This is a genomic window from Nocardia sp. CDC153 (genome assembly GCF_035818515.1).
In the GTDB taxonomy this organism is placed as follows: domain Bacteria; phylum Actinomycetota; class Actinomycetes; order Mycobacteriales; family Mycobacteriaceae; genus Nocardia.
Map to the genome: position 1 here is coordinate 459,846 of NZ_JAYKYU010000004.1, position 23,877 is coordinate 483,722.

The window sequence follows — 23,877 nt, forward strand, 5'->3', positions numbered from 1 at the left end:
CCGCGCCGAAGGGCCCGCGATACTGCTACCCCGGGTGGTGCGCGACAGCGCGATCGTCGCGTACCGCAATCTGCTGACCATTCTGCGGGTGCCGACGCTGTTGGTGACCGCCACGATTCAGCCGCTGATGTTCGTGTTCCTGTTCGCATACATCTTCGGGGCGTCGCTGGGCGGGAGCCAGTATCGGGAATTCCTGCTGGCCGGAATCTTCACGCAGACAGTCGCTTTCAATGCCGCGTTCACCACCGTCGGGCTGGCCAACGACCTGCACAAGGGCATTATCGACCGGATGCGGACGCTGCCGATGTCGCGGCTGGCGGTGCTGATGGGGCGCACGCTCTCGGATCTGGTGGTCAACATTCTGGCGTTGGCCGTGATGGTCGCGTGCGGGTACGTGGTGGGGTGGCGGATCAATGGCGCGATCATGGACGCCGTGCTGGCGTTCGGGGTGATTCTGCTGTTCGCGTTCGCCATGTCGTGGGTGGGAGCCATTACCGGGCTCATGTCGCCGAGTGTCGAGGTGGCCCAAAGTGCCGGGCTCATTTGGCTTTTCCCACTCACCTTCATCTCCTCGGCGTTCATCTCCGGGGAGACGCTGCCGGGGCCGCTGAAGACCGTCGCGGAGTGGAATCCCATCACCGCGGTGTCGGCGGCGGGACGCAAGCTGTTCGACAACGGGTCCCCGCCGATCTTCAAACCGGCCACCGGCTGGCCCGCCGAACACTGCGTCGAATACTCCATCTACTGCTCGCTGGCGATCCTGGCCGTCGCGGTGCCGATCGCGCTGCTGCAGTACCGGAAGGTGGCCAGCCACTGAGCCATCCGCGGACGGATTAACGGGATTCGGGGTGTTCGGCGATACCTGGATGATTCGTAGCGTGGGCCTCATTCGCGGCCCCGAACCCCGGGGGACATCATGAAAAATACGTCGCTTCGTCTGGGAGCGGTGGCGGGCTGTGTAGCCGCGGCCGCGATGCTGTCCGGCTGCGGCCCGGACGCCGGCAGCCCCACGCCGTCCGCGGTCGCGCCGGCCGCGCCGACACCGGTGACCGCGCCGACATCGGTGGCCGCGCCCGGCAGCACCGCGCCCGCCGCCGCGGCCCAGGCCACGGGATCCGGTGGCGGCGTGAACATCACGCTGACCGTCCCGGGCTCGACCGCCATCACGCTGGGCGGTGACGCGCTGGCGTTCGACTTCACCCTGACCAACCCCTCGGCCACCGCCACCGCACAGCCGGTGGGCGTCGTCGCCGCCATGGGCCACTGCTCGTGCGGGCCGAGTGGGGCTCACATGAGTCCGCAGGGCACCATGCAACTGCTCGACCCGAGCACCGGCACCTGGAAGCAGGTGACCTTCGTGCGGGAGGGCACCGGGATGGACTATCTGCTCGCGCCTGTCGTCCCGTCGGTCACGCTGGCTCCCGGCCAGTCCATCACCTATCACATGAAGGTGCGGCTCCAGCAGGATCCGGCGGTGAATTACACCGCAGGGTCCGGCAGCCTGAACGTGACCCTCGAAGAGCCCGGCACCGGCCTGAAGGCACTCGGTCAGGCGTCGGTGCCCATCACCGTCCGGCTGTGAGAGCCCAGGGAGGCGAAAAACGGGTCCCCCGCACCGATTCGGTGCGGGGGACCCGTTCGTCGTGTGCCGTTGCGGCTAGCCGCGGCGGCGGTTCTTGATCAGCTCCATGCGCTCCTGGAGCAGCTCCTCGAGCTCCTCCTTGCTGCGGCGCTCGAGCAGCATGTCCCAGTGGGTGCGCGGCGGCTTCACCTTCTTGGGCTCCTGGGTGGTGCCCTCCAGGAGGATGCCCTCCTGGCCGTTGCGGCACAGCCAGGTCGGCGGGATTTCGGCGTCATCGGCGAACGGAACGTCGAATTCCTCGCCATTGTCCGTGCGGTACCGCGCCATCCGACGCGGAGCCAGGTCGTGGTCGCGGTCGGTCTCGTAGCTCACCGCTCCGAGCCGAGAGCCCCGGAGTACGCGATCTGCCATGAGTGCGGTCCCTTCTCGCCTGTCGGCAATGTTCTACAACAGTGTTTCTGCATCTGCGCTACGTCACTACAACGCAGACGCGAACGCGGAGGTTCCCGCAGAGGAGAACCCCGCCATTCTACTCGTCCGGCGCGGCCGTGTTGCCGCGGCGTGCCCTTCCGCCCGGTCGCGGCCGCAAAGCGCTATTGTGACGGACCATGTCTCGACGCGTGCTGTCCTGCTGCCAGTGGTGCGGGCGGGAGATCGCCGAATCGGAGATCGGACGCCGCCGGCGGTATTGCCGACAATCGTGTCGCCAGCGGGCGTACGAACATCGAAACAGCGTGAAGGGCACCGGTATTCCCGAGGATTCGGTGGTACTGAGTGCCCAGGAGGTCGCCGACCTGTCCGATCGCTGGTTCGCGGCCCGCTGCGCGGCCGAGGATGTGGCCACGGCCGTCGCGGAGGGGGCCGAGATGATCGAACTCGCCGATCTCACCGCGACATTGGTGGCACTGGCGCGCGAGGCGGAACGGCTGCGCTGACGGCCGCGTGGCGGCCGGTGACACGCTCGCGGGTGCTCAGGGCGTAGACGAGTCCGACACCGAGGGCGGTGAGCGCCGCGACAAGGCCGAAGGCGGTGAGGGTTTCACCGTCGGGTCGGGTCACCGGCTGCGCGCGCAACGCCTGCCACAGCAGCGTCGCCACCACACCCGTGTAACCGAGCGCCAGGACGCCGATCAGGCGGGTACGGGTGCGTTCGGTGCGTAGCCAGCCGATGCTCGGCGCCAGCCGCGCCAACACGATGGCGGCCACGATGAGCAGCTGAATGCCGTGCAGGCCCGCGAAATGCGCGACCCGCATATCGCCGCCCGCGGTGGACCAGTGCGTCACCGGCATGCCCGCGACGCCATCGCGGACCTCGGGTTGCCCGTGCATGAAGGTGTGCCCGGCCTCGAGGGTGACGGGGTGGCCGTAGGCGTCGGTGGTCTGCTGCTTGCCGCTGAAGCCCATGGTGTAGCCCAGCGCCATGCCGAACACCGCGATGCCCAGGCCCGCGCGAATCGCCATCGAGGTGGGTCGGTCGGTGACGCGCTGCCACGAAAGCGTCACGGCGATCACCAGATTCGCCAGGAACAAACCGGGCACACCGGACGCGAAGACCTGTTGGCCGATGTCGTTGACCGCGTCGTGCTGACCGTTGAAATGGCTGAAGGTGCCGCGCGCGGCCTGCAGCACGATGAAGCCGACATCGACGACCCCGGTGGCGGCGAAGACGGTGCCCATCCACCAGGTCAGGCGGCGGCCACGATGCGGGAACGAGAGCAGCCAGGCCAGGGTGCCGCAGTAGAGGGTGAAGGCGGTGGCGAACTTGAGCGGTTTGAGCCAGACCGATTCGCCGAGCAGCATGCGGTCGTCGAAGGCCATGGCGCACAAGGAGAACAGCGCCAACGCGGCCATGGCGGCGGTGGTCACCAGCAGCGGGCGGTGCAGGCGACGGTCGGGGAGCGGGAGGGCGGTCGGCACGAGCGAAGGACGATCGAGCGTGGTCATGACGGTGACGTTAGGAGCGCGAAACCGCGCGCCACGTCCCCCGACGGTGGGGTGGGCACGTAGTACCCGGGTATGAGAACGGCCTCGGCGGTATGAGCCGAGGCCGTGTTCCAGCACCGCGAACGCCCTTGGCGCGCAACTCGATACGTGGACCGCGCGGTGCGAGACGATCCGGGTATCCCGCCGCGCGAGCCACACCGTGCACCCCTCATCGGTGCCCGGAGCGACTCACGGACTGGGCCGTGGTGGCCTGTCAGTCGGTGGGGATGCCGACGTCGATGCCGCGGGCGGCCAGCCAGGGGATCGGGTCGATGGCCGCGCCCTCGCCCTGGTGCACCTCGTAGTGCAGGTGCGGGCCGGTGGAGTAGCCGCGGTTGCCGACGGTGGCCAGCACGTCACCCGCGCGCAGCTGCTGGCCCACCTGGACCAGGATGTCCTGCATGTGGCCGTAGACGCCGATGGTGCCGTCGTCTTGTAGCACGCGCACCCACAGGCCGAAGCCGGAGGCCGGACCGGCCTCGATGACGGTGCCGTCGGTGACCGCGCGGATCGGGGAGCCGAACGCGCCCGCGAAGTCGATCCCGGCGTGCATGGCGCCCCAGCGCATGCCGAAGCCGGAGCTGAGCGGACCGTCGGAGGGGCGCACGGTCTTCGGGCGCGCCTGCTCGGCGTGCAGGTTGTTGAGGAAGTCGAGGACCTGCTGTGGCACCACCTGCGGCATCTGGGCCTCGCGCGGGGTGAACGCGGTGAACGGCGCGTCGCTCTCGGCGGCATTAGCGACGGGGTAACCGGTGAGTGCGCCCGGCTCGTGCGGGTCGGCCGCGGCCAGGGCGGTCAGGGAGGCGCCGACGACGGCGGTGACGGCCAGTGCACGGGTGGCGGCCGTGCGATACCGGGCGGCTCCGCGCAGTCCAGATAACGGAACGGTTACGGGCATGCATCGAACGTACGAGGTCTCAGCTGATGTTCAGAAATGAAGTTGTGACCATCACAGTGGTACAAAAGCCCAGTTGACGTGTCACGGTGCGATAACGACACGCCGGTAATTCTCGGATGACGTTGGCCAACGAGGGTTGCCCGTGTATTGACCCAATGATCGCAATGCGGGCACTCTATGTAAGTGGTCGCTAATGGAGTGCGGGTGCTGAACGCGCTCGCCGACGACACCCGCCGCGCGGTCTTCGAGTCCCTGCCGCAGGGTGAGAAGTCGGTCGGGGAGCTCGCCGCCGCCCTGGGAGTCACCAGTTCGGCTATCTCGCAGCATCTGAAGGTGTTGCGGGAGGCGCGGCTGGTGATGATGCGGCCCGCCGGGAATCGACGCCTCTACTCGCTGGATCCGCGCGGTCTGGCCGACGCGCGCGACTATCTCGAGCAGTTCTGGCCCAGCGCCCTGGCCGCGTATTCGGCCGCCCTGTCGACTGCGCGCGAGGGTCGGCCGGCGAGCGGATAGCCCCCGGGCGGCGCCCACCCGTCGCGGGCGGCGATACGTCACCGGTCGGTGGGCAGCGATACGGTGGCGGGCGTGGGAACGTCCGTCGCAGTCGAGAATCAGCGCCGGGCCGGGGTGCCCGCGTGGTCGGTGCCGTTGATCTTCATCGTGGGCGGGGTGTCGCAATACCTCGGTGCGGCAATGGGTGTGTATCTGTTCGGCACGGTCGAGCCCGCGACGGTCGCGTGGCTGCGGGCCGCGGCGGCCGGGCTCGCGCTGGTGGCGTGGCGGCGGCCCTGGCGCGGAAGCTGGACGCGGCGTTCGGTTTTGGTGGCCACCGGGTTCGGTGTCATCACCTTGGGCATGAATATCGTCTTCTACGAGGCGATTGCGCGGATCCCGCTCGGGACGGCGGTGGCGATCGAATTCCTCGGCCCGGTCGCGGTCGCCACCCTCGGCTCGCGGCGTGCCCGCGATTTCGTGGCCGTGGCGCTGGTGGTGGCCGGGGTCTATTTGCTCGCCGGTGTCTCCTCGGACGCCGAGCCGCTCGGTGTCGGTTTCGCGCTGCTGGCCGCGGCGATGTGGGCGGGCTACATCCTGGTCGGCAAGCGGGTCGCCGACGCGGGTTCGGGCCTGGACGCGCTCGCGGTGGGCATGGCCGCGGCCGCCGCCCTGCTGGCCCCGATCCTGGTGACCAGCCAATTGGTCCTGGACGCAAGCGCTTTCACCGACCCGCGCACCTGGCTGCTGGGCGTCGGGGTCGGCGTGCTGTCGAGCGCGGTGCCCTACGGCCTGGATCAGGTGGTGCTGCGCACGGTCGGCCGCGCCCGCTTCGCCCTGCTGTTGGCGCTACTCCCGGCGACCGCGGCCGTCATCGGCGCGATCGCCCTGGCCCAGAGCCCGTCGGTGGCCGAGCTGTGCGGCATCGCCCTGGTGATGGCGGCGGTGATCCTGAGCGCGATCAGTGCTCGTTCTTGATGACGAAGTAGGACCCGCGAATCGTCCCGGCCAGCTTGGACTTCTGGCGCGCGAACTTGAACGCCGAGAGCTCCTCGGGCACCTCCATGCCGTCGGAGAGCTTGAACCCGACCGCGCGCTTGCCCGCGTCGGCGAGGGTGTACATCACGTTGATCGACAGCCCGCTCTGGTAGAAGACGTAGGCCATCCTGATCCCCTCGACCTCGAACTCGGTGGCCTCCAAGGGCGGCGAGGCGATCACGATGTCCCGCTCCTGCTTCAGGATCGTGCTCACCCAGTCCACGGTCTTCTTGGCCTTGCTCGCGGGCTCGACGGTGAACACATGGTCGTACTTGTTCTTGAAGTAGCGAGCCTCATTGGCCCGCAACCCCGCCAGCGCCTCGGCGACCGGCGAGGATTCCAGCCCGACAGTCGAAACGTTCGTGAAGTCCACGGCATAGGTCATGAACGCATTATGTTTCGCCGTCGCCGACGACCTACGCCGGACACCCCGACGAATATTCTGACTCGACAGCTCGGGAAGGAGCCGACATGGCGATTCGGCGAATGGACAATGTGCTCATCGTGGTCGAGGACATGGATGCGGTGATCGCGTTCTTCGTGGAGTTGGGGATGGTGTTGGAGGGGCGGGGGTCGGTGGAGGGGGAGTGGGTGGAGCGGGTGATCGATGTTCAGGGGGTGCGGCAGGAGGTGGCGATGCTGCGGATTCCGAACGCGCCCGGAGCGATCGAGTTGGCGAAGTTCTACACGCCCGAGGTGGTGCGACCGGAACCGAAACAGGCTCCGGCCAATGCGCTGGGGATCCGGCGAATCATGTTCGCGGTGGACGATATCGACGACGTGGTGGCCCGGTTGCGTGGGCACGGTGCGGAACTGGTGGGGACGATCGAGCCCTACGAGCAGATGTTCCGGCTCTGCTATGTGCGCGGCCCGGAGGGCATCATCGTCGGGCTGGCCGAGGAAATCGGCGCGTGACCGCGCACCGCGGGTGAGAGCGGGTCACTGCGCGAACCGCAGCAGGGTGATCGACGGCCGCAGCGCGTGCCCGATCGGGGTGTCGGCCGCCCAGCGCAGCACGGGTGAGCCCCATCGTCCGCGGCCGCGCGGCGGGAGAAGGTCTTGCGCGGCAACGACTCCCGGGATTCGGCCGGGCAGCCGCCGGGCCTGGCGCGGCGATTGACTGGTTGGCATCGGCGGCGCGGTGTACCGATCGCTGAGCCGCACCCGCCCCGTGCGCGTCATGGCGCTGAACAGACGCGGAATGGAGTCGTAGACCAGGACACCGCCGGGGAAGTGGGCTGCCAGATCGGCGATCAGCGCATGAACGTCCGCGGTCGGCAGATACATGAACAGTCCTTCGGCGGTGATCACCGCGGGCCCGGACGGCACCTTTTCCAACCACTGTCGATCCAGCGCTGAATACGCCAGCCGAGTGATCCCCGGCGCGGCGGGCAACAGCCGCTCCTGCGCGTCGATCATCTCCGGCAATTCGATGGAGTACCAGGCGCTTTCGGGTTCGCCCAGCCGCCAATAGGTGGTCTGCAACCCCTCGCCGAGCGCGACCACCGGCGCACCGGGATGGCTGCCGAGGAACTCCGCGATCACCGTGTCGATCACCTGGGCCCGCAGCGCGTGCACCTGGCTGGGTGGGCCGAACCGCTCGAAATCCTCGCCACCCAGGCGGCGATAGAGCCTGACCGCCTCGGCGTCGGCGAACCCGGAATCGGCCCGCAATGCTTCCTCGGCCCGATTGCGCAATGTCCACAACGCGGTCTCCGGCACCCCGGACAGCTGTGCGTGCACGGGGATTTCTCTTTCCGTCATGCACGCACTATCGCCGCCACCGGATCCCGGTGTCTTGGATAAATGTTCGGCCGGATCGGGTGGGCTCAGCCGACGCGGCGGTAGGACTGTTGGGTGCGCCGGTCGAGATTGGTGCCCGGCCAGGGACGTTTGCGCAGTTGTTTGTCCACGGCGTTGATCACTTCGGGCACACCGATTTTCAGCAACCCGGGATCGATGCCCGGCGCGTCCGGATTGCCGGTTTGGCCCGCCCACAGGACGGCGTGGCGGCCGAGCAGGTGCGGCGGTGGCCCGGAGCGGCTGGGCGGGTTGGGGCCGAACAGCAGCACGGTGCGGGTGCCGAAAGCGGTTGCCAGGTGGGCGACTCCGGTGTCGCCGCAGATGACGAGGGCGGATTCGGCGACGGTGGCGGCCAATTCGATGAGGTTCTGCTGACCGGCGAGCACGCGCGCCGGTGAGAGTCCGGCGCGGGCGGCGACGCCGAGCGCGGTCTCGCGTTCGGGTTCGTCACCGGTCAATACGACCTCGCGGCCCTGGACCAGCAGGTGGCGGACCACGGCGGCGAACCGGTCGGGTGGCCAGCGGCGGGCGGCCGCGCCCGCGCCGATGTGCACGACCACGGCGTCGCGGTGGCTGGTGGTGGCCACCGGCGGGACCAGGCCGAGATTGCGGCGGTCGGCGGCGATGCCGTCGAATTCGAGCAGATGGCACCAGCGGTCCACATCGTGCATGTCGGGCTGCCAGTCCGGGCCCGCCAGGTCCGGAAAGGCCGGATTGCGGTAGCTGAGGATGCGGGCGGGGTGGGTACGGGCCAACTCGACGATGCCCTCGGTGCCGGGCTGCAGGTTGACCGCGAGCGCGGGAGCCTCACCGTCCCAGCGCAGTCCGATCGGGTCGCTGACGGGCACCATCTCGTCGACCGAAGCGATGAGGTCGACGATCGGTTTCAGCCGGTGCGGCGCGGCGAGCGCGATGTGGTCGTCGGGCCGGGCCCGTCGCAGCGCGCGCAATGCCGGGACCGCGGTGAGGAGATCACCGAGCCCCCGTGCTCGCAGCACCAGTACAACCGCCACCTTGTTTCTCCTAGCCTGGCCACGCTGCCCACGACGCGAGACTCTCCACCCGGACACCGCGGAGAGCCATTGGGAGAGGACTACCCGGCCGGTCGCGAGGTGAAACCCGGGGGTCCGTGCCCGCGCCGCGAATTCGGGTTTGTACTACCGGCTGTCGTTGCCGAGGTGTGATCGATTACGGTGTGCCTCATGACCTTCGTCTACAACCTCGTGGTGACGGCTCATCTGCTCGGTATGGCGGCGGTGGTCGGCGGGTATGTTGCCTCCCGGCCGCGGGTGTCGGAACTGATGGTGTGGGGTGCGCGCGCCCAGATCATCACCGGTGTGGTGCTGTTGGGGATGGCCGAGTCGATTCATTCGCTGGGCAAGGACCCGAACATGGCGAAGATGATCGTGAAACTTGTTGTGGCCGTGTTGGTCGCGGCGTTCGCCGAGATGGGGCGCGCGGATGCCAAGCGCGGCAAGGAAGTGGCGTGGATGTGTGATGCGGCCGGTGGGCTGGCGATCCTGAACGTGTTGATCGCGGCACTGTGGAAGTGAGTCGGACACCAAGCGCGACAACGACATAACGGACCGACGGCGAGGCCGCACCGGGTAGACATCCGGTGCGGCCTCACCGTGTGTCAGCCGTGTTGGGCGTATTCGGAGGGCAACTCGCGCAGGGTGTGGCGGGCCAGGCTCTTGGCGACCTCGGCGGCGGCCACGGCGTGTCCGGCCATGCTCAGGTGGATGAGATCGGCCGAGAGCCAGTCGGGCCGCAATCGGGCGGGGTGGTCCCAGAATTCGGTGAGGATGGCGTCGTGGCGGTGCGCGACGCGACGCACGGCCTCGGCGAATCCGGCGAACAGGGGTCGCAGCGGTTGCATGCGGCCGGTGAAGCAGTCGGCGAGCGTGAACAGCGACAGCCGTGCGCCGGTGGTGGCCACCCGCGCGCACAGATCGTCGAGCTCGGCTTCCACGTCGGCGAGGTTCGCGCCGCGTAGGAACAGGTCGTTGCCGCCGCAGGTGAGGTGGACGAGATCGGGTCGAAACGCCTGCAGTGTCGGCAGTTGCTGGGTGCGTACGTCGGCGAGGACCGCGCCCATCTTGCCGGTGTTGAGGTAGGCGGTGTCGGGATGGGCGGCGCGCAGCCAGCGGGCCAATCGGTCTGCCCACGGGATGGTTTCGTAGCCGGGCCACGGGTCGCCGATGCCTTCGGCGGTGGAATCGCCGATCACGGCCAGCCGCCGCCAGGGCACGTCGCGCAGCATGGCGGCCGCGGCGGCGTCGGACAGGGTGAACGGGTCGGTGGTCTCGATGCGGTCGCTCATGCGATCGTCTCCTTCACGGGCAGGGCGGCGAGTGCGGCCGCGACGACGGCGATACCGCCGCACACGGCGAACAGGGTGTGGAAGGCGGTCAGCGGCCGTGCCTTCTCGGCGGCGAAGACGGCGGCCAGCACGGCCACCCCGAGCGCGCCGCCGGATTGGCGGGCGGTCAGATTCATGCCGACCCCGGCCGCGAACCGTTGCGGCGGAAGGGATCTGGCGGCGGTGGTGCCGAGCACGGTGATGAGCAGGCCGATGCCGCCGCCGCCGAGGATTCCGGCGGGCACCCACGCCTGCCACAGCGCGGACGTGGCATTCCAGACGTCGGTGCTCATGTAGAACGCGGAGGCGGCGAACATCAGTGCCCCGAGTACGCCGAGCCAGCGCTGCCAGGTCACGGGTGCGCGTCCGGCCGCGACGGCGGTGACCATGGAGGCGATCGCGCCGACGGTCATGGCGGCCGCGGATTTCAGCACCGAGTAGTGCCACAGGCCGTCGAGCCACAGCGGCCCGGCCAGCAGCCAGGCGAACATGGTCGCGCCGAAGACGAAGGCGACGGCATTGACCAGCGCGTAGGAGTGGCTGCGCCACAACCCGACCGCGATGGCCGGACACGGATGCGAACGCGAACGCCACAGCGCCAGCGCGAGGAGCACGAGCCCACCGAGCCCGCAGCCGAGGGTGCGCGGGTCGGTCCAACCCCATTGCTGGCCTTGGGTGACCGCCGCGACGACCAGGCCGATCCCGAGCCCGGTGGCGAGGGTGCCGAGGAGGTCGGGCAGCCCGTGCGGATGTCGCTGATCCCCGCGCGCCAGCCGCAGCCCGGCGAGGATGAGCAGCGCCGCGATCGGCACATTGATGACGAAAACCGAACGCCAGCCGAACCAATCGACCAGCGCCCCACCGACTGCGGGACCGACGGTGGCGGCGAAACCGCCCGCGGCGGTCCACGCGGCCATGGCCACCCCGAGGCGTTCGGGCGGGGTGACGCTCAGCACCAGACCGAGCCCGGCCGGAATGAGAAACGCCGCGGTCGCGCCCTGCAGGAACCGGCCCGCGATGAGCCAGTCCGCACCCGGCGCGAGCGCGCACAGCAGCGAGGTGAGCGCGAATCCGGCCAGCGCGGCGAGGAATACGCGCCCACGACCGAGCGCGTCGGCCAATTGACCGGCCGGGGTGAGCAGTGCCGCGAAGGCCACCGCGTACCCGCTCACCACCCAGGTGAGGGTGGTCGCGGCGGTGCCGGGGTAGTCGCGGGTGATGGCCGGGAAGGCGATGTTCACTACCGATAGATCGAGGAAGGACATGAACGCCGCGCCCGAGGCCACGAGCAGCGCCAGGCGGGCGGCCCGAGCGGCCGCGGGTGCACCGGGCTCGACCGAACGGTTTGATGTGCTCGCGGTTGCCGACCTCGCGGCACCGGTCGAAGTCGTGGTCGCGCCCGGAGCCGTGCCGGCCGCGGGCGTGCTGCCGACCCGCGCGGCGGGAGGGGAGTTCGACTGTATGGCGTCGGAGGTGGTTGGGGCTGAAGGGGATTCGTCAACGGAGTGGTTGTCGGCAGGTGGGGTGGGAGTCGGCGGGGCGGGGTGGCTGATCTCGGTCATCGGGCGCTCTCTACGGAACGGGGTGAAGCGGAGGGTAAACTGAACGCACGATCGTTCGTATTGTTGAAAAGTACGCACGATCGTGCGTATTTGCAACAGGTGGTGCCAAGATGGAGGGGTGAACGAACCGGTGCGGCCTGCCGAGCAGGAGATTTCCGATCAACGCCTCTTGAAGGGCGCTCGCGCGCGGGCGACGATCGCCCGGCACGCAGCCGAGGTCGCCTCGGTCGAGGGACTCACGGGATTGAGTCTGGGACGCCTCGCGGGAGATCTGGGCGTCAGCAAGTCCGGGGTGGCGACCCTGTTCGGCACGAAGGAGAAGTTGCAGCTGGCCGCGGTGCAGTCGGCGCGAGAGATGTTCATCGACATCGTGATTCGCCCCGCCTACGCCCACGCAGGTGGCATGCCGCGGCTGCGGGCCATCGTGGAGAACTGGTTCGCCTATATCGGGGAGCCGATGTTGCCGGGCGGTTGCTTCCGCGGTCAGAGCGTGCCCGAGTTCGACAGCCGCCCCGGCCCGGTGCGCGACGCGCTGGTCGCCGATCGTGACGAGTGGTTCGCGGTGTTGGAGAAGGAGATCGCCCGCGCCCAGGAGCAGGGCCATATGCCGGGGCTCGACCCGCACGCGGTGGCGTTCCAACTGGACGCGATCGTCAGCGCCGCCAACACCGCGGCCCGCATGGGCGATGAGAGCGCCCTGGATTTGGCGCGCACGATCGTCGACGGGCTGCTCGGCGACTCCCGGTAACCGCGCGCCGACCGGCGGAATCCGGTGATTGTTTCGTGCACTGCAAGTGTGCATCGAGTGCGTGAATGCAGTTCTGTCGCAGTTGGTTTCACGTGGCACATGCCACGCGTGTCCTAGGTCGAGCGTGGCGCGTACATGATGAGCCCAACTCCGAGCAGGCACACCAGTGCACCGATGACATCCCAGCGGTCGGGCCGGAATCCGTCGAATGCCATGCCCCACAACAGGGATCCGGCCACGAACACGCCACCGTAGGCGGCGAGGATGCGCCCGAAGTGCGCGTCGGGTTGCAGGGTCGCGACGAATCCGTAGAGCCCGAGCGCGACGATGCCCGCCCCCATCCACCCCCAGCCGCGGTGTTCGCGCACCCCCTGCCAGATCAGCCAGGCCCCGCCGATCTCGGCGACGGCGGCCAGCCCGAACAGCACGATCGATCGCAGCACGGTCATGCCGGTTACCTTAGAGCCACTCCTGGCGTTGCGGTCGGACCGCACCCGCGTGCGGTCCGACCGTCGCGGATCATCGTTGCGCCGCAGCGTATTCGAACAACTGCTGACCGAGGTAGCCGCCCGGTCCGGGCACTCCGGGCGGGATGGCGAAGACCGCCGACCCGATCGGTGTCGTCCACTGGTTGAGCGCGTCGAACTCGGCCAGCCGCTGCTGCACCGGCAGATATTGGGCGTCGATATCGCGGTGGAACGAGGCGAACAGCAGCCCGGAGTTGGAGACGTGCCCGGGTGCGGGTGCGTCGTCGTAGTTGTAGCCGCGGCGCAGGAACCGCTCCCCGTCATGGGCGTGGTGGGCGCGGGCGATGTGCGAGGACGGCGGGATTTTCGAGATCCCGTACTGGTCGACGGCCGCGAAGTCGGGTTCGTCGAATTCGCGGGTACCCGACAGGGGTGCGCCGGTGTCGACGGTGCGGCCGATGGTGATGGCGCGCCCGTCGGCGTCGAGTTCGTCCCAGGTCTCGAGGACCATGGCGATGCGCCGCAACACCATGGAGGTGCCGCCGGCCAGCCACGGCCGTCCCGCGCCGTCGTCCCACACCAGCCGATCGAAATCCGGTGTGTCCGGGGCGATATTGACGGTGCCGTCGACCGAGCCCATGAGGTTGCGCATGGTCTGGCCCTTGGCGGCGTTGCGGAATCCGCGCTGCACCCATTTCACCGACACCAGCGATTTCACATGCTTGGACAGCACGCGCACGGCGTGGGAGACCGTGGTGGCCTCCTCGGCGCAGATCTGCAGCAGCAGATCCCCGCCGCACCAGGCGGCATCGAGTTTGTCGATGCCGAACGGCGGCAACGGTTTGAGCCAATGCGGGCGCTGATCGGTCAGTCCGGCAGCGGTGAACAGCTCCGGCCCGAACCCGACGGTGACGGTCAGCCGCGCCGGGCGGGCGGCCAGCTCGGGTTCGGTGTCGGCGAGCGCGGGTCGGCCCTGGGTCAGGCGTGCCGCGTCATCGGTCCAGATCTTCAGTAGACCGATGATGTCGTCATGTCCCACACCGGGTTTCAGATCGAACCCGACGAATGCGGCGTGCCCGGGCGGTTCGGTCGCGATCCCGGCCTGATGGGTGCCGTAGAAGGCGACCGTGTCCAGGGCGGGGTCGCGGTCGTGGTCGCGGTGGTCGAGGGTGGCCGCGCCCCAGCCGAGTCCGGCGGCCCCGGCCGCGCCCGCCGCGAGGGCCGACCCGCCGAGCAGTCGCCGCCGCGACAGGCGGGCCTGGGGTAGGGCGGGCTCAGCCACCGTGGGCGGCATTGTCGCCGGAGGGCTGGTAGTTCTCCTTGCCGCCCGCGAAGTCACGCACCTGCGCGGTGACGGTGGTGGTCGAACCGTCGGAGAAGGTCAGCGTGATCGGGGTGTCCGCGCCGGTGCGCAGCGGAGCCTTGAGCCCCATGAACATCAGGTGGTCGCCGCCGGGCTCGAGGGTGGCGCTGCCGTGGGCGGGGATGACGATGCCACCGGCCTTGGGGCGCATGGTCTTCTCGCCCGCGCCGTCGGGCACGACCTCGTGGATCTCCACGGTCGCCGAGGCCGGGCTGGTGGCGGCCACCAGGTTGACCGGCTTGTCGGAGGCGTTGGAGAGGGTGCCGAAGGCGGCGGACATGCCCGAGTCGGCGGCCTTGACCCACTGGTCGGACAAGCGCACCGAGTCCGCGGCCTTGGCCGGGGCGTCGGAGGCGGTCTGGGAGTTCGAGCAGGCGACCGGCAGCAGGGCCAGGGTGGTGATGGCGGCGGCCGCGCCGAGGCGACGCGCGAATCCGCCGGTGCGCAGGCGGAAGGAATGGCAGCGGGGCATCTGGGACATGGAGGTCTCCATCTGTCAGGGGTGAGGAAAAGCGCCCCGGGACGCGACGAAACTCGATGTGCGCGCGGCACAGTCGACCGAGCGCATTCGACCGACGAGGGGTCGAAGGAGGAGATCGCGGTATTACACCGGAGCGAGAGATGAGCAGAACGCGGCGGCCACCGGTGGGCCGCGCCGTCCGATGCCGGGACTGACCAGCAGCCGTCGAACCTCGGCCCGGTCATCGGCTGCCCGCCCGCGCCAGGCGCGTGCGGGCGGTCGCGGTGTCGACCCGAGGGCGAGAATGAACCGCCGCACGCTGGTGATGGCCCGGCGCATGCCCGCCTCGGCGGCGCGAATCACGAGCGCGCCCAAGGGAATCGCCACCAGATGCGCGATGAGCATCGACGGCGAGGACGTGTGATGGTGGTGGCCCGGCGACATCGACAGCGCCGCGTGTCCGACCGCCTGCCCGGCACCCAGCAGGGCCATGGTCCCGGCCAGGCCGTAGCGCGGGCGCAGCGCGGCGACCACGACACCGATCAGCGTGCACGCCGCGAACAGCAGCGCCAGCGCGGAGGTGTCGGGTGTGGTCGCGCCGCCGCCGAGTCCGTGGGCGAGGAAGGCGACCGCGCCGGAGGATGCGCCGACGGCCGCGCCACGCAGGCGCGCGGTGTGATCCGTCGGTGAGCGCACCCGGACATGCTACGACGCCGTGTCGTGGGTGCCGTGTGCAGGTGGTATGACCGGCGTCTCCACGACATCTTCACAATCGGCGCGAACCATCTCCATCCCGGTTGCCTAATGTCACCTGCATGGAAACCAGTCCGCTGCGCAATGGCCAGGCGAGTGCCCCGGGCACGGCCCGCCGGATTCTGGTGGTGGAGGACGAGCCGACCATCGCCGAATCCATCGCCGCCCGCCTGCGCGCCGAGGGGTACGCGGTCGATATCGCCCACGACGGGCCCGCCGCGGTGGCCGCCGAGGCCGCCGGCGATCCGGACCTGGTGGTCCTGGACGTCATGCTGCCCGGCTTCGACGGCCTCGAGGTGTGCCGCCGCATCCAGGCGCGACGCCCGGTGCCGGTGCTCATGCTCACCGCCCGCACCGACGAGACCGACATGCTGATCGGCTTGGGTGTCGGCGCGGACGACTACCTGACGAAGCCGTTCTCCATGCGGGTGCTCACCGCCCGCGTGCACGCCCTACTGCGCCGGGTCGAACGCACCGCCGCCCCCGGGGCTACCATCGTCGTCGGCGACCTACGCATCGACACCGATCAACGCCGCGTCTGGCGCGGCGAGGACGAAACCCAGCTCACCCCACTGGAATTCGAACTCCTCGTGCATCTGGCCCGCCGCCCGCGCACCGTCCTGGCCCGCGAACGACTACTCAGCGAGGTCTGGGGTTGGGCCGACGCTTCGGGCACCCGCGCCGTCGACAGCCACATCAAGGCCCTGCGCCGCAAACTCGGCGCGGACCTGATCCGCACCGTCCACGGCGTCGGTTATGCCTTGGAGGCCCGATGACCTGGCAGCGATCCGCCCGAGACCAGATATGTGCGCGCCCGACCCGCCACCGACCGACCCTCGAGCAATCTCCCCGCGGCCATGACACCGAGTGGCACACCGTGGAGGGGATTTGCCCGAATTGGCCTCCAGGATGTGCCACTCGGCGGGAGGGGGAACGGTGAGGGGCGTGTGGGAGCGAGTGGCGGGGTGGATGCCTCGGCCGTTGGATCGGGTGCCCTCGATCAAGGTGAAGTTGGCGATTCTGATGGTGGGGTCGGGGGCGGTGGCTTTCGGGTTCTTCGCCATGCAGATCGGATGGCTGCCACCCAAGACGACGATCGCGGCCACATTGTTGGCGTTGATCCTTTCGCAGGTGCTCGCGCACGGGATGACGTTGCCGCTGCGGGAGATGACCGCGGCCGCGCAACGGATGGCGCAGGGGGATTATTCGCGGCGGGTGCGGGCGACCTCGCGCGACGAGGTGGGGCAGTTGGCGCAGGCGTTCAATCAGATGGCCGCCGATCTGGCCGCGGCCGATCAGCAGCGGCGGGAGTTCATCGCCAATGTGTCGCACGAATTGCGCACGCCCATCACGGCTTTGGGGGCGGTGCTCGAGAATCTCGTGGACGGGGTCGCCGAACCGGATCCGGCGACGCTGCGCACCGCGCTCGCCCAGACCGAGCGGCTGAGCCTGCTGGTGACCGAGCTGCTGGCCTTGTCGAGCGTGGAGGCCGGTGCGGTAGCCCTGGATCGAGAAGCCCTGCCGGTGGAGCCGCTGTTGAAAGAGGTTGTCGCCGAGGCCGAAGTGATGGCCGCCGCGATCGACCGGCCGGTGCGGTTCACGATCGCCGTGGCCACCCCCGAGCTGACCGTGTACGCCGACCGCGCCCGCCTGCACCAAGTGCTGCTCAACCTCCTCGACAACGCCACCCGCCACGGCCCCTCCCACGGCGAGGTGCGCCTGCACGCGCGCGCCGAGCGCACCCACACCATCCTCGAGGTGGCCGACGACGGGCCCGGCATCCCGATCCCCGAGCGCGCCCGCGTGTTCGAACGCTTCACCCGCGGCGGGCGCGCCACCGGCGGCGGCACCGGCCTGGGACTGGCCATCGCCCGCTGGATCATCGACCTGCACGGCGGCACCATCGCCGTCGCCGACCCGGGCTCACGTATCCGCATCACCCTGCCCAACTCCTGACACCACATCACCGACCCTCCCGCAGCGCCCCGCGCTCCCGGGACGGTCCCGCACACCCATCGGAGGCTCCGCCATGCCCGAAAACCCTTCCACCACACCCGATCCGGAACCACCGACACCCGATCTCGAGCCCGCCGCAGACGCTTCGACGACCTCCGCCACATCCGATCCCGAACCAGCCGCGGCCGCTGCGACCACTGCCGCATCCGCGCCGGGGCCGGGCGTCGCCATGCCGCCACCGCTGAATTGGGCGGGCTCGGATGCCGCCGCGCGGGCGTACGCGAGTCCGCTCGGCTCCCCACTTGTCCCGTCGGGACCGGGCTCGAACCTGTCTCCTGACGGTCCCCGCCGATCGGCGAATCATCCTGTGCCCCAGCCTGTTCCGCCGCGCTCGCGTATTGTCCCGCTGCCCGGCGGGTTGCTGGCGGCCACCGTGGCCTCCGGGGTGGCCGCGGCGGTGTTCGTGCCCCTGGACCGCCCGGGCTTGGGGTGGCTGCTCGCGGGCGCGACGATTGCGGGCACGGTGTTCGCGGTCGATCGCGCCGCGCGGCGAGCCGATTCGGACGATGCCGACGACTCCGATAATGCGCTCGAGTCCGAGGATTCGGGTGATGCGAAGGATCGGCGGGCAGCCGAAGGTCCGGAACATCCGGAGTCCGTGTCAGAGGCGGATGCGACGGCGGAGGGGACCGCCGCATCCGCCCGCGCGGGTTCGGATCGGGTGCGTTGGGAGCGGGCGGGCTGGACCGGGCTGGCGTTGGCGCTGTTGGCGGTCGGGGTGGTGCGGGATGCGCCATGGCTTTTCGCGCTGTGTCTGGTGGGTGCCGCGGTGGCCGGGTCGCTGGCGGTGGTGCCGCGTTCGATCTACGGGCTGTGGTTCGACGCGCTGGCGGTGCCGTTCTCGGCGGTGATGTCGGTGCCGTGGCTGTATCGGGCGCTCGAGCGGACTCGGGGGCGGACGCGGCCCGGATCGCTGCGGGTGTGGTGGTCGGTGGCGGTGGCCGCCGCGCTGCTGTTGGTGGTGGTGCCCTTGCTGTCGGGGGCCGACGCGGTGTTCGCGGCGCTGGTGAACGGGCTGCTGCCGCGCATCGACGTGCCCGCGGTGCTGCGGTGGGGATTCGTGTTCGTGGTCGCGGGCCTGGGGACGGCGGGTGCGCTGTATCTGCTGGCCGGGCCGCCGCCGATTGCCGCGCGCACTACCGGGGCCGAGGCGCGGAATGGAGCCGAGGCCAGCGACGGGTCCGAGGCGGGCGTGGATTCCCTCGCGAGCGAGGGGCTGGATCCGCTGGGCTGGATGGGAATTCGGCGGTTCTCACCGGTCGAGTGGGGGATTCCGGTGGGAGCGTTGACGATTGTGTTCGCGGCCTTCGTAGGCACGCAGATCGCGGTGCTGTTCGGCGGGGACGGGTATGTGCAGCGCACAGCCGGGCTCACATATGCGGAGTACGCGCGCAGTGGGTTCTGGCAGTTGTCGATCGTGAGCATGTTGACCCTGGCCGTGATTGGCGCGGTGTTGCGCTATGCCCGGCAGGAGACCGGCGGCGAACGGCGGTGGCTGCGGGGCGCGGTCGCGGTGGTGTGCGGGTTGACGTTAGTGATCGTCGCCTCGGCGCTGCACCGAATGTGGACCTATCAGCAGGCCTACGGGTTCACCGTGATGCGGTTGCTGGTGGAGGTGTTCGAGGGCTGGATCGCGCTGGTGTATCTGCTGGTGTTGGCGAGTCTGGTCCGGTTGCGGCGCGGTTGGGTGCCACGCGCGGCGGTCGGGGCGGCGGCGGTGACCCTGTTGAGTCTGGCCGTGCTGAACCCGGAAGGCTTTGTGGCCGACCGCAATATCGACCGCTGGCAGTCGGGCAAGCGCCTGGACACCGACTACCTGGGCACCTTGTCTACCGATGTCCTGCCCGCCACCGACCGGCTGCCCGAACCCGAACGCGCCGTGATCGTGAATGCCGTGCGCGCTCGCCTGAGCGGTGATTCGTGGCAGGGCTGGAACTACTCGCGCGCCACCGCCGACCGCTGACGGTGCTCAGCCGAAACTCACCGGTGTCCAGGTGCGTCCAGCGTCGTCGGTGGTGAGCATCATCGAGGCACTGTGTGCCGACCCGGTGTGCGTCAGGATCACGAAACCGGTTGTCTCGGTGGTGAATTCCCCGGCGACCGGTTCCCACCCCCGGTCCGGTGCGGTGTAGGCGGTGGTCCAGGACTCGCCGCCGTCGGCCGAGGCGAGCACGCGATCGTCGAGCGCCGCGACCAGATGGCTGGCATCGGCGGGCACGAGGACCGCGTAGCTGGCCAACGCGGCCGACAGTTGTCCGGTCTCGGTGAAGGTCGCGCCGCCGTCGGTGGAGGTCATGAGATGGGTGGTGGCGCTGTCGTTCTGGGCGGGACCGGGCCGACCACACAGCGCCAGAACCCGCCGCTCCGACAGCGCGTGCCAGTCGGCGGGCCCGTTGCCGCCGCAGGGCAGCTTCCACGGGCTCCAGGTCCCGTCCACGAGACGCGCGCCGCTGCGGGTGCGGTTGGTGACGACCACCCAGGCGCGGTTGCCGACGACGGTGACCGCGGCCGACGGATCCGGACCCCCGCCCATCGCGACGGGAAGATCGGCGGTCTGCGTCCAGGAGTCGCTGTCGACGGGACTGCTGAACAGCACCGTCTTCTCACCCGGTTGCGTCACGGCGATGTAGGCGCTGTCCTCGGCGACGGTCAGGGTGAAATCGCCTGTCACCGCGTTGATGTCGAGCGGGACCTGCTTCCAGGTCTTGCCGCCGTCGTGGGTGGCGAATAGCATGCCGTCCACACCGACCCAGCCATTGCGGGTGTCGGCGAACTTCACCCAGCCCCGAGCGTTCGCATGGCGGGTCGGCGAGTTCGCCAGCAAAGGACCGGGCAGCGCGACCGCCTGCCAGCTTCGACCACCATCGGCGGTGTGTCGCAACGCCTGGCACGGTTCACTACCGCACGGATAGGTTCGGCCCAGCGTCCAGCCTTCGTCGGCGGAGATGAAGTTGATCGAATCGGGTTGGAAGCCAACCGGATCCGGTGCGACGGGCGCGACCACCGTGGCCGCCTGCAAGGTGGCGGCCGTCGTGGTCGACGGCGACTCAGTGCTCGCCGAACTCGGATACGGCCCGGTCTCCCCGGTCTTGATGGTGAGTCCCGCGACCACCCCTGCCGCGAGTACCGGTACCCCGATTCCCACGACTCCGGCCAACGCGACCGGACTGCGCAACCCCACCGGTCCGAACTCCTTCCACACACCCCTGGTCCGGTGCTCCGGGCACTTCACCCGGGCGGCCCTGCGGCACAACGGGATCGAGTATGCCCGGAAAGGGCCGTATTCGCCTATCCGGCTCAGTGCCCGGCGCGCTGGGCGGCCAGGCGGGCCGCGATATCGCCGATGAGCTCGAAGGGCACGGGATTCTTCAACGGAAAGTTCAAGCTGCCCTTGCCCGCCCGATACGGGGCGATGGCCGCCTCGAAGGCGGCGTCACCGGCGGGCACGGGATACACCGACAGGTGCTTCTTCCAGCCCGCGAAATACATGACCGGTTTCCCGTTCACCTCCACCGTCGGCATCTTGTAGCTGAGGGTCTCGGTGGCCTCCGGCAGCGCGGTGCGCACGACCGCGCGCACGTTCTCCAGGGCTTCGCGCATCGGGGCGGGTTGGCCCGCCAGGTATTCCTCGACGGTGTGGGGTTCCGGTTTCGCCATGACGGGCCACCCTTCCGACAGCCGACAGTGTCCGAGTCGACGGTACCGGTCAGCCGCGCAGGCGTTGCAGCAATGCCAGGGCGGTGTCCAGCGACGCGTCGACGGTATCGGCGAGATAGAGCAGGTCGATGAAGACATCGTCGAATCCAGTATCGGCGACGACGGATTCGATGGTGTCGGCCACCAGCGCCAGCTCGGTGCCCGCCGCGACATTGACACGCAGGATCGTGTCGATGGCCTGCGGGTCCCGACCGGCCTCGACGGCGGCCTGGTCGACGACCGCGCGCAGCTTCAACAGTTGGCTGCCCCAGCCGGGCGGGCCGGGCACCGGGACCACGGGCAGCCAGCCGTCGGCGCGACGACCGACGCGGGCGAGCCCGGCCGGGTTGAACGCGCCCAGATAGAACGGCGGTCGCGGGCGCCGCACCGGCTTCAGCTCACTGCGATGTTCGGGCACGGTGACGTAGCGGCCCTGGTATCCGGCGGGGTCGGTGGTCCAGATGGCTTCGAGCGCATCGAGAATCTCGTCCAACCGCGCCCCGCGATGGGTGAACGGGACTCCGGCGGCCTCGTACTCCTCCGGCGACCAGCCGATCCCGAAGCCGGGAATGAGTCGCCCGTCGCTGATCACGTCGATCGTGGTGAGCGCGCGAGCCAGCTGCGCGGGCCGATACAGCGGCGCGATGAGCACATTCGCGCCCAACGTGACCCGTTCGGTGACCGCGGCCGCGATGCCCAGCAGCACGAACGGGTCGAGCACGGAGTTGAATTCGTCGGGGATAGTGTCGCGGCCCGCGTAACCGACCTTCGGGTTCGTGGCGGCCAGCAGCCGCTCACCGACCCAGAGGCTGTCGGCCCCGGCCTGTTCGAGCACGGTGGCGAAGTGCGCGATCTGTGCGCCCTGGCGCGCCTGCGGACCGCATTGGGGAAGAGCGAAGCCGATTCTCACGCTTTCGTGATACCAGACACGCGTGCGCGCCCGACACGGTGATCCCCGCCAGGATAGGTCGGGTGGGAGAACACAAAGACCGCATGCTGGCCGGACAGCTCTACCGCGACAACGATCCCGAACTCGTCGCCGAACGCCTGCGCTGCCAGGGCCTGCTGGACCGCTTCAACGCCACCCGGTCAGGCCAGGACCTCCAACGTCGCGCCATCCTCGAAGAGCTCCTCGGCGCGATCGGCGACGGCTCCTGGATCATGCCGCGGTTCCAATGCGACTACGGCCACCTGATCCGCCTGGGCCGCAACAGCTTCCTCAACTACGACGCCATCTTCATGGACTGCGCCCCCATCACCATCGGCGACGACGTCTCCATCGGCCCCCGCACCCAACTGCTCACCGCCCTGCACCCGATGCACGACCACGACCTGCGCCGCCAACGCTGGGAAACCGCCGCCCCCATCACCATTGGCGACAACGTATGGCTCGGCGGCGGCGTCATCGTCTGCCCCGGCGTCACCATCGGCGACAACACCGTCATCGGCGCGGGCAGCGTCGTCACCCGCGATATGCCCGAGAAAGTCTTCGCAGCAGGCAACCCCGCCCGCATCATCCGCACCCTCTGACCCGGTCGGCGGGGTGGTCGACGATCGTTCACCGCGCTGCCGGTGCGGCAGGGCTCATTCCGGCAGACCGGTCAGCTCGGCGCAGAGGCGGTGCAAGCGGGAGGCGGCGACGTCGTCCTGGGCAGCAGGGGAGGGGGCTTTGACGCGGTTGCGTTGGAAGTAGCAACCCGTGACGGCGGAGACGTCGGGGTCGGTGGCCAGGTAGGTGAGGGCGCGGCCGCCTTCCTCGGGGGTGATCATGAAAAGGCGTTTGCCCAACGCCATGACGGGGCGGGCGAACCAGGGGGCGGCGTCCCAGATGCCGGTGGCCACCACGCCGGGGTGGAAGGCGTTGGCGGTGACGCGAGTTCCGGTCAGGCGCTGGGCCAGGTCGCGGGTGTAGAGGATATTGGCGAGTTTGGCGCGCCCGTAGGCCGAGGTGCCGCTGTAGCCGTGGCACAACTGCGGATCGTCGAAGTCGAAGGTGTTGCCGTAGTGCATGACCGAGGAGGTGAACAGGATGCGTGAGGGGGCGCTATCGCGCATCAGGTCCAGCAGGAGCTCGGTGAGCAGGAAACCGGCGAGATGGTTGACGGCGAAGGTGGCCTCGAGCCCGTCGCGGGTTTCGGTGCGGCGCAGATGGAATCCGCCCGCGTTGTTGGCCAGCACGTCGAGACGGTCGTAGGTCTTGTTCACCGTCGCGGCCAGCTCGCGCACCGCGTCGAGGGAGGCCAGATCGCATTCGAGCGCGTCGACGTCGGCGGTGGCCCGCGACCGCACCAGTTCGGTGGTGGCGGCGAGCTTTTCGGGATTGCGGCCGACCAGGATCAGATGATGTCCGTCGGCGGCGAGTTGGCGTGCGGCGGCCAAGCCGATCCCCGACGTGGCCCCCGTGATCAGCATGGTGCTCATGCCCTGCCAGCCTGCCACACCCGAGCCGCGCTGTCGCGGGATCCGGACACCCGATCGTGCGGCTGATCATGCGAAAGACACTGCCGCGCAACGAGTAACAGCCCCGGCCGGGCCTGCGAACCGGAACGGCGACATCGGGCGCAATCCCCGGTGACAACACTCCCGGCCCAACCGCCGCATAAGCGGAACGCGCGAGCACCCGCGAACCGCCCATGCCGCCACCACCCAGCCCG

Annotated in this window: 28 protein-coding genes; 12 read left to right on the forward strand and 16 right to left on the reverse strand. The window is 69.5% G+C overall.

Translation table 11 applies throughout. From position 1 onward, the window contains the following. Nucleotides 1-34 precede the first annotated feature (34 nt). Both VMT65_RS24595 and VMT65_RS24600 read left to right on the forward strand, forming a co-directional pair. Nucleotides 35-817, forward strand: coding sequence for an ABC transporter permease (locus VMT65_RS24595; RefSeq protein WP_326311191.1), 783 nt, complete (start codon nucleotides 35-37; stop codon nucleotides 815-817). Between the two features lie 99 nt (nucleotides 818-916). Further along, entirely contained in the window at nucleotides 917-1,582 is a 666-nt protein-coding gene (locus VMT65_RS24600; RefSeq protein WP_326310751.1) for a hypothetical protein, read from the forward strand. Between the two features lie 75 nt (nucleotides 1,583-1,657). Here VMT65_RS24600 and VMT65_RS24605 read toward each other — a convergent pair whose 3' ends face one another. Then, a complete protein-coding gene (locus VMT65_RS24605; protein WP_040813164.1) occupies nucleotides 1,658-1,993 on the reverse strand; it encodes an RNA polymerase-binding protein RbpA in 336 nt (111 codons plus the stop codon). Between the two features lie 197 nt (nucleotides 1,994-2,190). Here VMT65_RS24605 and VMT65_RS24610 point away from each other — a divergent pair, with 197 nt between their 5' ends. Further along, nucleotides 2,191-2,517, forward strand: a complete 327-nt coding sequence (locus VMT65_RS24610) for a hypothetical protein (protein WP_326310752.1) — start codon at nucleotides 2,191-2,193, stop codon at nucleotides 2,515-2,517. Here VMT65_RS24610 and VMT65_RS24615 read toward each other — a convergent pair. Both VMT65_RS24615 and VMT65_RS24620 read right to left on the reverse strand, forming a co-directional pair. Further along, nucleotides 2,468-3,526 carry a hypothetical protein gene (locus VMT65_RS24615; RefSeq protein ID WP_326310753.1) on the reverse strand — a complete coding sequence of 353 codons (1,059 nt, stop codon included), beginning with the start codon at nucleotides 3,524-3,526 and terminating at the stop codon, nucleotides 2,468-2,470. The two genes, VMT65_RS24610 and VMT65_RS24615, sit on opposite strands and share 50 nt — an antisense overlap. Before the next feature lie 253 nt (nucleotides 3,527-3,779). Then, complete coding sequence (locus VMT65_RS24620) at nucleotides 3,780-4,463, reverse strand: M23 family metallopeptidase (protein WP_326310754.1); 684 nt, start codon at nucleotides 4,461-4,463, stop codon at nucleotides 3,780-3,782. A 183-nt stretch (nucleotides 4,464-4,646) separates the two neighbouring features. Here VMT65_RS24620 and VMT65_RS24625 point away from each other — a divergent pair, with 183 nt between their 5' ends. Continuing rightward, nucleotides 4,647-4,976, forward strand: a complete 330-nt coding sequence (locus VMT65_RS24625) for an ArsR/SmtB family transcription factor (protein ID WP_326310755.1) — start codon at nucleotides 4,647-4,649, stop codon at nucleotides 4,974-4,976. 72 nt (nucleotides 4,977-5,048) lie between these two features. Then, a complete protein-coding gene (locus VMT65_RS24630; protein WP_326310756.1) occupies nucleotides 5,049-5,933 on the forward strand; it encodes an EamA family transporter in 885 nt (294 codons plus the stop codon). Here VMT65_RS24630 and VMT65_RS24635 read toward each other — a convergent pair. Beyond that, complete coding sequence (locus VMT65_RS24635) at nucleotides 5,917-6,378, reverse strand: phage tail protein (protein WP_326310757.1); 462 nt, start codon at nucleotides 6,376-6,378, stop codon at nucleotides 5,917-5,919. The genes VMT65_RS24630 and VMT65_RS24635 overlap by 17 nt on opposite strands. Before the next feature lie 86 nt (nucleotides 6,379-6,464). Between VMT65_RS24635 and VMT65_RS24640 the strand changes: the two genes are divergently transcribed. Beyond that, nucleotides 6,465-6,908, forward strand: coding sequence for a VOC family protein (locus VMT65_RS24640; protein WP_326310758.1), 444 nt, complete (start codon nucleotides 6,465-6,467; stop codon nucleotides 6,906-6,908). 24 nt (nucleotides 6,909-6,932) lie between these two features. Here VMT65_RS24640 and VMT65_RS24645 read toward each other — a convergent pair whose 3' ends face one another. Beyond that, nucleotides 6,933-7,757 carry a class I SAM-dependent methyltransferase gene (locus VMT65_RS24645; RefSeq protein ID WP_326310759.1) on the reverse strand — a complete coding sequence of 275 codons (825 nt, stop codon included), beginning with the start codon at nucleotides 7,755-7,757 and terminating at the stop codon, nucleotides 6,933-6,935. Nucleotides 7,758-7,822: 65 nt separating this feature from the next. After that, nucleotides 7,823-8,809, reverse strand: coding sequence for a glycosyltransferase family 9 protein (locus tag VMT65_RS24650; protein WP_326310760.1), 987 nt, complete (start codon nucleotides 8,807-8,809; stop codon nucleotides 7,823-7,825). 189 nt (nucleotides 8,810-8,998) lie between these two features. Here VMT65_RS24650 and VMT65_RS24655 point away from each other — a divergent pair, with 189 nt between their 5' ends. Beyond that, nucleotides 8,999-9,349, forward strand: coding sequence for a hypothetical protein (locus VMT65_RS24655; protein ID WP_326310761.1), 351 nt, complete (start codon nucleotides 8,999-9,001; stop codon nucleotides 9,347-9,349). A gap of 83 nt (nucleotides 9,350-9,432) precedes the next feature. On the opposite strand, the gene VMT65_RS24660 is transcribed toward VMT65_RS24655, so the two are convergent. Together VMT65_RS24660 and VMT65_RS24665 are read right to left on the reverse strand one after the other, a co-directional pair. Then, a complete protein-coding gene (locus VMT65_RS24660) occupies nucleotides 9,433-10,119 on the reverse strand; it encodes an SGNH/GDSL hydrolase family protein (protein ID WP_326310762.1) in 687 nt (228 codons plus the stop codon). After that, a complete protein-coding gene (locus VMT65_RS24665; protein ID WP_326310763.1) occupies nucleotides 10,116-11,720 on the reverse strand; it encodes an MFS transporter in 1,605 nt (534 codons plus the stop codon). The genes VMT65_RS24660 and VMT65_RS24665 overlap by 4 nt, the downstream gene beginning before the upstream one ends. Nucleotides 11,721-11,838: 118 nt before the next feature. On the opposite strand from VMT65_RS24665, the gene VMT65_RS24670 reads away from it, so the two are divergent. Continuing rightward, entirely contained in the window at nucleotides 11,839-12,468 is a 630-nt protein-coding gene (locus VMT65_RS24670; RefSeq protein ID WP_326310764.1) for a TetR/AcrR family transcriptional regulator, read from the forward strand. Between the two features lie 113 nt (nucleotides 12,469-12,581). Here VMT65_RS24670 and VMT65_RS24675 read toward each other — a convergent pair whose 3' ends face one another. The 4 genes from VMT65_RS24675 to VMT65_RS24690 form a co-directional block, all read right to left on the reverse strand. Then, nucleotides 12,582-12,917 (reverse strand): YnfA family protein, encoded by a 336-nt coding sequence (locus VMT65_RS24675; RefSeq protein WP_326310765.1) that lies wholly within the window; start codon nucleotides 12,915-12,917, stop codon nucleotides 12,582-12,584. A gap of 70 nt (nucleotides 12,918-12,987) precedes the next feature. Beyond that, a complete protein-coding gene (locus VMT65_RS24680; RefSeq protein ID WP_326310766.1) occupies nucleotides 12,988-14,217 on the reverse strand; it encodes a Dyp-type peroxidase in 1,230 nt (409 codons plus the stop codon). After that, a complete protein-coding gene (locus VMT65_RS24685) occupies nucleotides 14,210-14,770 on the reverse strand; it encodes a copper chaperone PCu(A)C (RefSeq protein ID WP_442790305.1) in 561 nt (186 codons plus the stop codon). The genes VMT65_RS24680 and VMT65_RS24685 overlap by 8 nt, the downstream gene beginning before the upstream one ends. A gap of 132 nt (nucleotides 14,771-14,902) precedes the next feature. After that, nucleotides 14,903-15,454, reverse strand: a complete 552-nt coding sequence (locus tag VMT65_RS24690; protein ID WP_326310768.1) for a hypothetical protein — start codon at nucleotides 15,452-15,454, stop codon at nucleotides 14,903-14,905. Nucleotides 15,455-15,573: 119 nt separating this feature from the next. Between VMT65_RS24690 and VMT65_RS24695 the strand changes: the two genes are divergently transcribed. The 3 genes from VMT65_RS24695 (at nucleotide 15,574) to VMT65_RS24705 (ending at nucleotide 19,490) form a co-directional block, all read left to right on the forward strand. Continuing rightward, nucleotides 15,574-16,287, forward strand: a complete 714-nt coding sequence (locus tag VMT65_RS24695) for a response regulator transcription factor (RefSeq protein ID WP_326310769.1) — start codon at nucleotides 15,574-15,576, stop codon at nucleotides 16,285-16,287. A 193-nt stretch (nucleotides 16,288-16,480) separates the two neighbouring features. Continuing rightward, nucleotides 16,481-17,467 carry a HAMP domain-containing sensor histidine kinase gene (locus VMT65_RS24700; protein WP_326311192.1) on the forward strand — a complete coding sequence of 329 codons (987 nt, stop codon included), beginning with the start codon at nucleotides 16,481-16,483 and terminating at the stop codon, nucleotides 17,465-17,467. Nucleotides 17,468-17,834: 367 nt separating this feature from the next. Beyond that, nucleotides 17,835-19,490 carry a DUF4153 domain-containing protein gene (locus VMT65_RS24705; RefSeq protein ID WP_326310770.1) on the forward strand — a complete coding sequence of 552 codons (1,656 nt, stop codon included), beginning with the start codon at nucleotides 17,835-17,837 and terminating at the stop codon, nucleotides 19,488-19,490. A 6-nt stretch (nucleotides 19,491-19,496) separates the two neighbouring features. Here the strand turns inward: VMT65_RS24705 and VMT65_RS24710 are convergent, their stop codons facing one another. From VMT65_RS24710 to VMT65_RS24720, 3 genes are all read right to left on the reverse strand, one after another. After that, entirely contained in the window at nucleotides 19,497-20,708 is a 1,212-nt protein-coding gene (locus tag VMT65_RS24710; RefSeq protein WP_326310771.1) for a hypothetical protein, read from the reverse strand. Between the two features lie 116 nt (nucleotides 20,709-20,824). Continuing rightward, nucleotides 20,825-21,184 (reverse strand): iron chaperone, encoded by a 360-nt coding sequence (locus VMT65_RS24715; RefSeq protein WP_326310772.1) that lies wholly within the window; start codon nucleotides 21,182-21,184, stop codon nucleotides 20,825-20,827. Between the two features lie 49 nt (nucleotides 21,185-21,233). Continuing rightward, nucleotides 21,234-22,133, reverse strand: coding sequence for a TIGR03619 family F420-dependent LLM class oxidoreductase (locus VMT65_RS24720; protein ID WP_326310773.1), 900 nt, complete (start codon nucleotides 22,131-22,133; stop codon nucleotides 21,234-21,236). A 62-nt stretch (nucleotides 22,134-22,195) separates the two neighbouring features. Between VMT65_RS24720 and VMT65_RS24725 the strand changes: the two genes are divergently transcribed. Beyond that, nucleotides 22,196-22,753 carry a sugar O-acetyltransferase gene (locus VMT65_RS24725; RefSeq protein ID WP_326310774.1) on the forward strand — a complete coding sequence of 186 codons (558 nt, stop codon included), beginning with the start codon at nucleotides 22,196-22,198 and terminating at the stop codon, nucleotides 22,751-22,753. A 54-nt stretch (nucleotides 22,754-22,807) separates the two neighbouring features. Here the strand turns inward: VMT65_RS24725 and VMT65_RS24730 are convergent, their stop codons facing one another. Continuing rightward, nucleotides 22,808-23,644 carry an SDR family oxidoreductase gene (locus VMT65_RS24730; protein WP_326310775.1) on the reverse strand — a complete coding sequence of 279 codons (837 nt, stop codon included), beginning with the start codon at nucleotides 23,642-23,644 and terminating at the stop codon, nucleotides 22,808-22,810. Nucleotides 23,645-23,877 lie beyond the last annotated feature (233 nt).

Excerpts from the sequence above, each read along its gene's own strand:
- VMT65_RS24600 (WP_326310751.1), top strand. The coding sequence starts at position 917 with ATGAAAAATACGTCGCTTCGTCTGGGAGCGGTGGCGGGCTGTGTAGCC.
- VMT65_RS24645 (WP_326310759.1), bottom strand. The coding sequence starts at position 7,757 with ATGACGGAAAGAGAAATCCCCGTGCACGCACAGCTGTCCGGGGTGCCG.
- VMT65_RS24695 (WP_326310769.1), top strand. The coding sequence starts at position 15,574 with ATGGAAACCAGTCCGCTGCGCAATGGCCAGGCGAGTGCCCCGGGCACG.
- VMT65_RS24730 (WP_326310775.1), bottom strand. The coding sequence starts at position 23,644 with ATGAGCACCATGCTGATCACGGGGGCCACGTCGGGGATCGGCTTGGCC.
- VMT65_RS24665 (WP_326310763.1), bottom strand. The coding sequence starts at position 11,720 with ATGACCGAGATCAGCCACCCCGCCCCGCCGACTCCCACCCCACCTGCC.
- VMT65_RS24660 (WP_326310762.1), bottom strand. The coding sequence starts at position 10,119 with ATGAGCGACCGCATCGAGACCACCGACCCGTTCACCCTGTCCGACGCC.
- VMT65_RS24635 (WP_326310757.1), bottom strand. The coding sequence starts at position 6,378 with ATGACCTATGCCGTGGACTTCACGAACGTTTCGACTGTCGGGCTGGAA.
- VMT65_RS24675 (WP_326310765.1), bottom strand. The coding sequence starts at position 12,917 with ATGACCGTGCTGCGATCGATCGTGCTGTTCGGGCTGGCCGCCGTCGCC.
- VMT65_RS24685 (WP_442790305.1), bottom strand. The coding sequence starts at position 14,770 with ATGCCCCGCTGCCATTCCTTCCGCCTGCGCACCGGCGGATTCGCGCGT.
- VMT65_RS24715 (WP_326310772.1), bottom strand. The coding sequence starts at position 21,184 with ATGGCGAAACCGGAACCCCACACCGTCGAGGAATACCTGGCGGGCCAA.
- VMT65_RS24700 (WP_326311192.1), top strand. The coding sequence starts at position 16,481 with ATGCCTCGGCCGTTGGATCGGGTGCCCTCGATCAAGGTGAAGTTGGCG.
- VMT65_RS24605 (WP_040813164.1), bottom strand. The coding sequence starts at position 1,993 with ATGGCAGATCGCGTACTCCGGGGCTCTCGGCTCGGAGCGGTGAGCTAC.
- VMT65_RS24640 (WP_326310758.1), top strand. The coding sequence starts at position 6,465 with ATGGCGATTCGGCGAATGGACAATGTGCTCATCGTGGTCGAGGACATG.
- VMT65_RS24655 (WP_326310761.1), top strand. The coding sequence starts at position 8,999 with ATGACCTTCGTCTACAACCTCGTGGTGACGGCTCATCTGCTCGGTATG.
- VMT65_RS24620 (WP_326310754.1), bottom strand. The coding sequence starts at position 4,463 with ATGCCCGTAACCGTTCCGTTATCTGGACTGCGCGGAGCCGCCCGGTAT.
- VMT65_RS24615 (WP_326310753.1), bottom strand. The coding sequence starts at position 3,526 with ATGACCACGCTCGATCGTCCTTCGCTCGTGCCGACCGCCCTCCCGCTC.
- VMT65_RS24610 (WP_326310752.1), top strand. The coding sequence starts at position 2,191 with ATGTCTCGACGCGTGCTGTCCTGCTGCCAGTGGTGCGGGCGGGAGATC.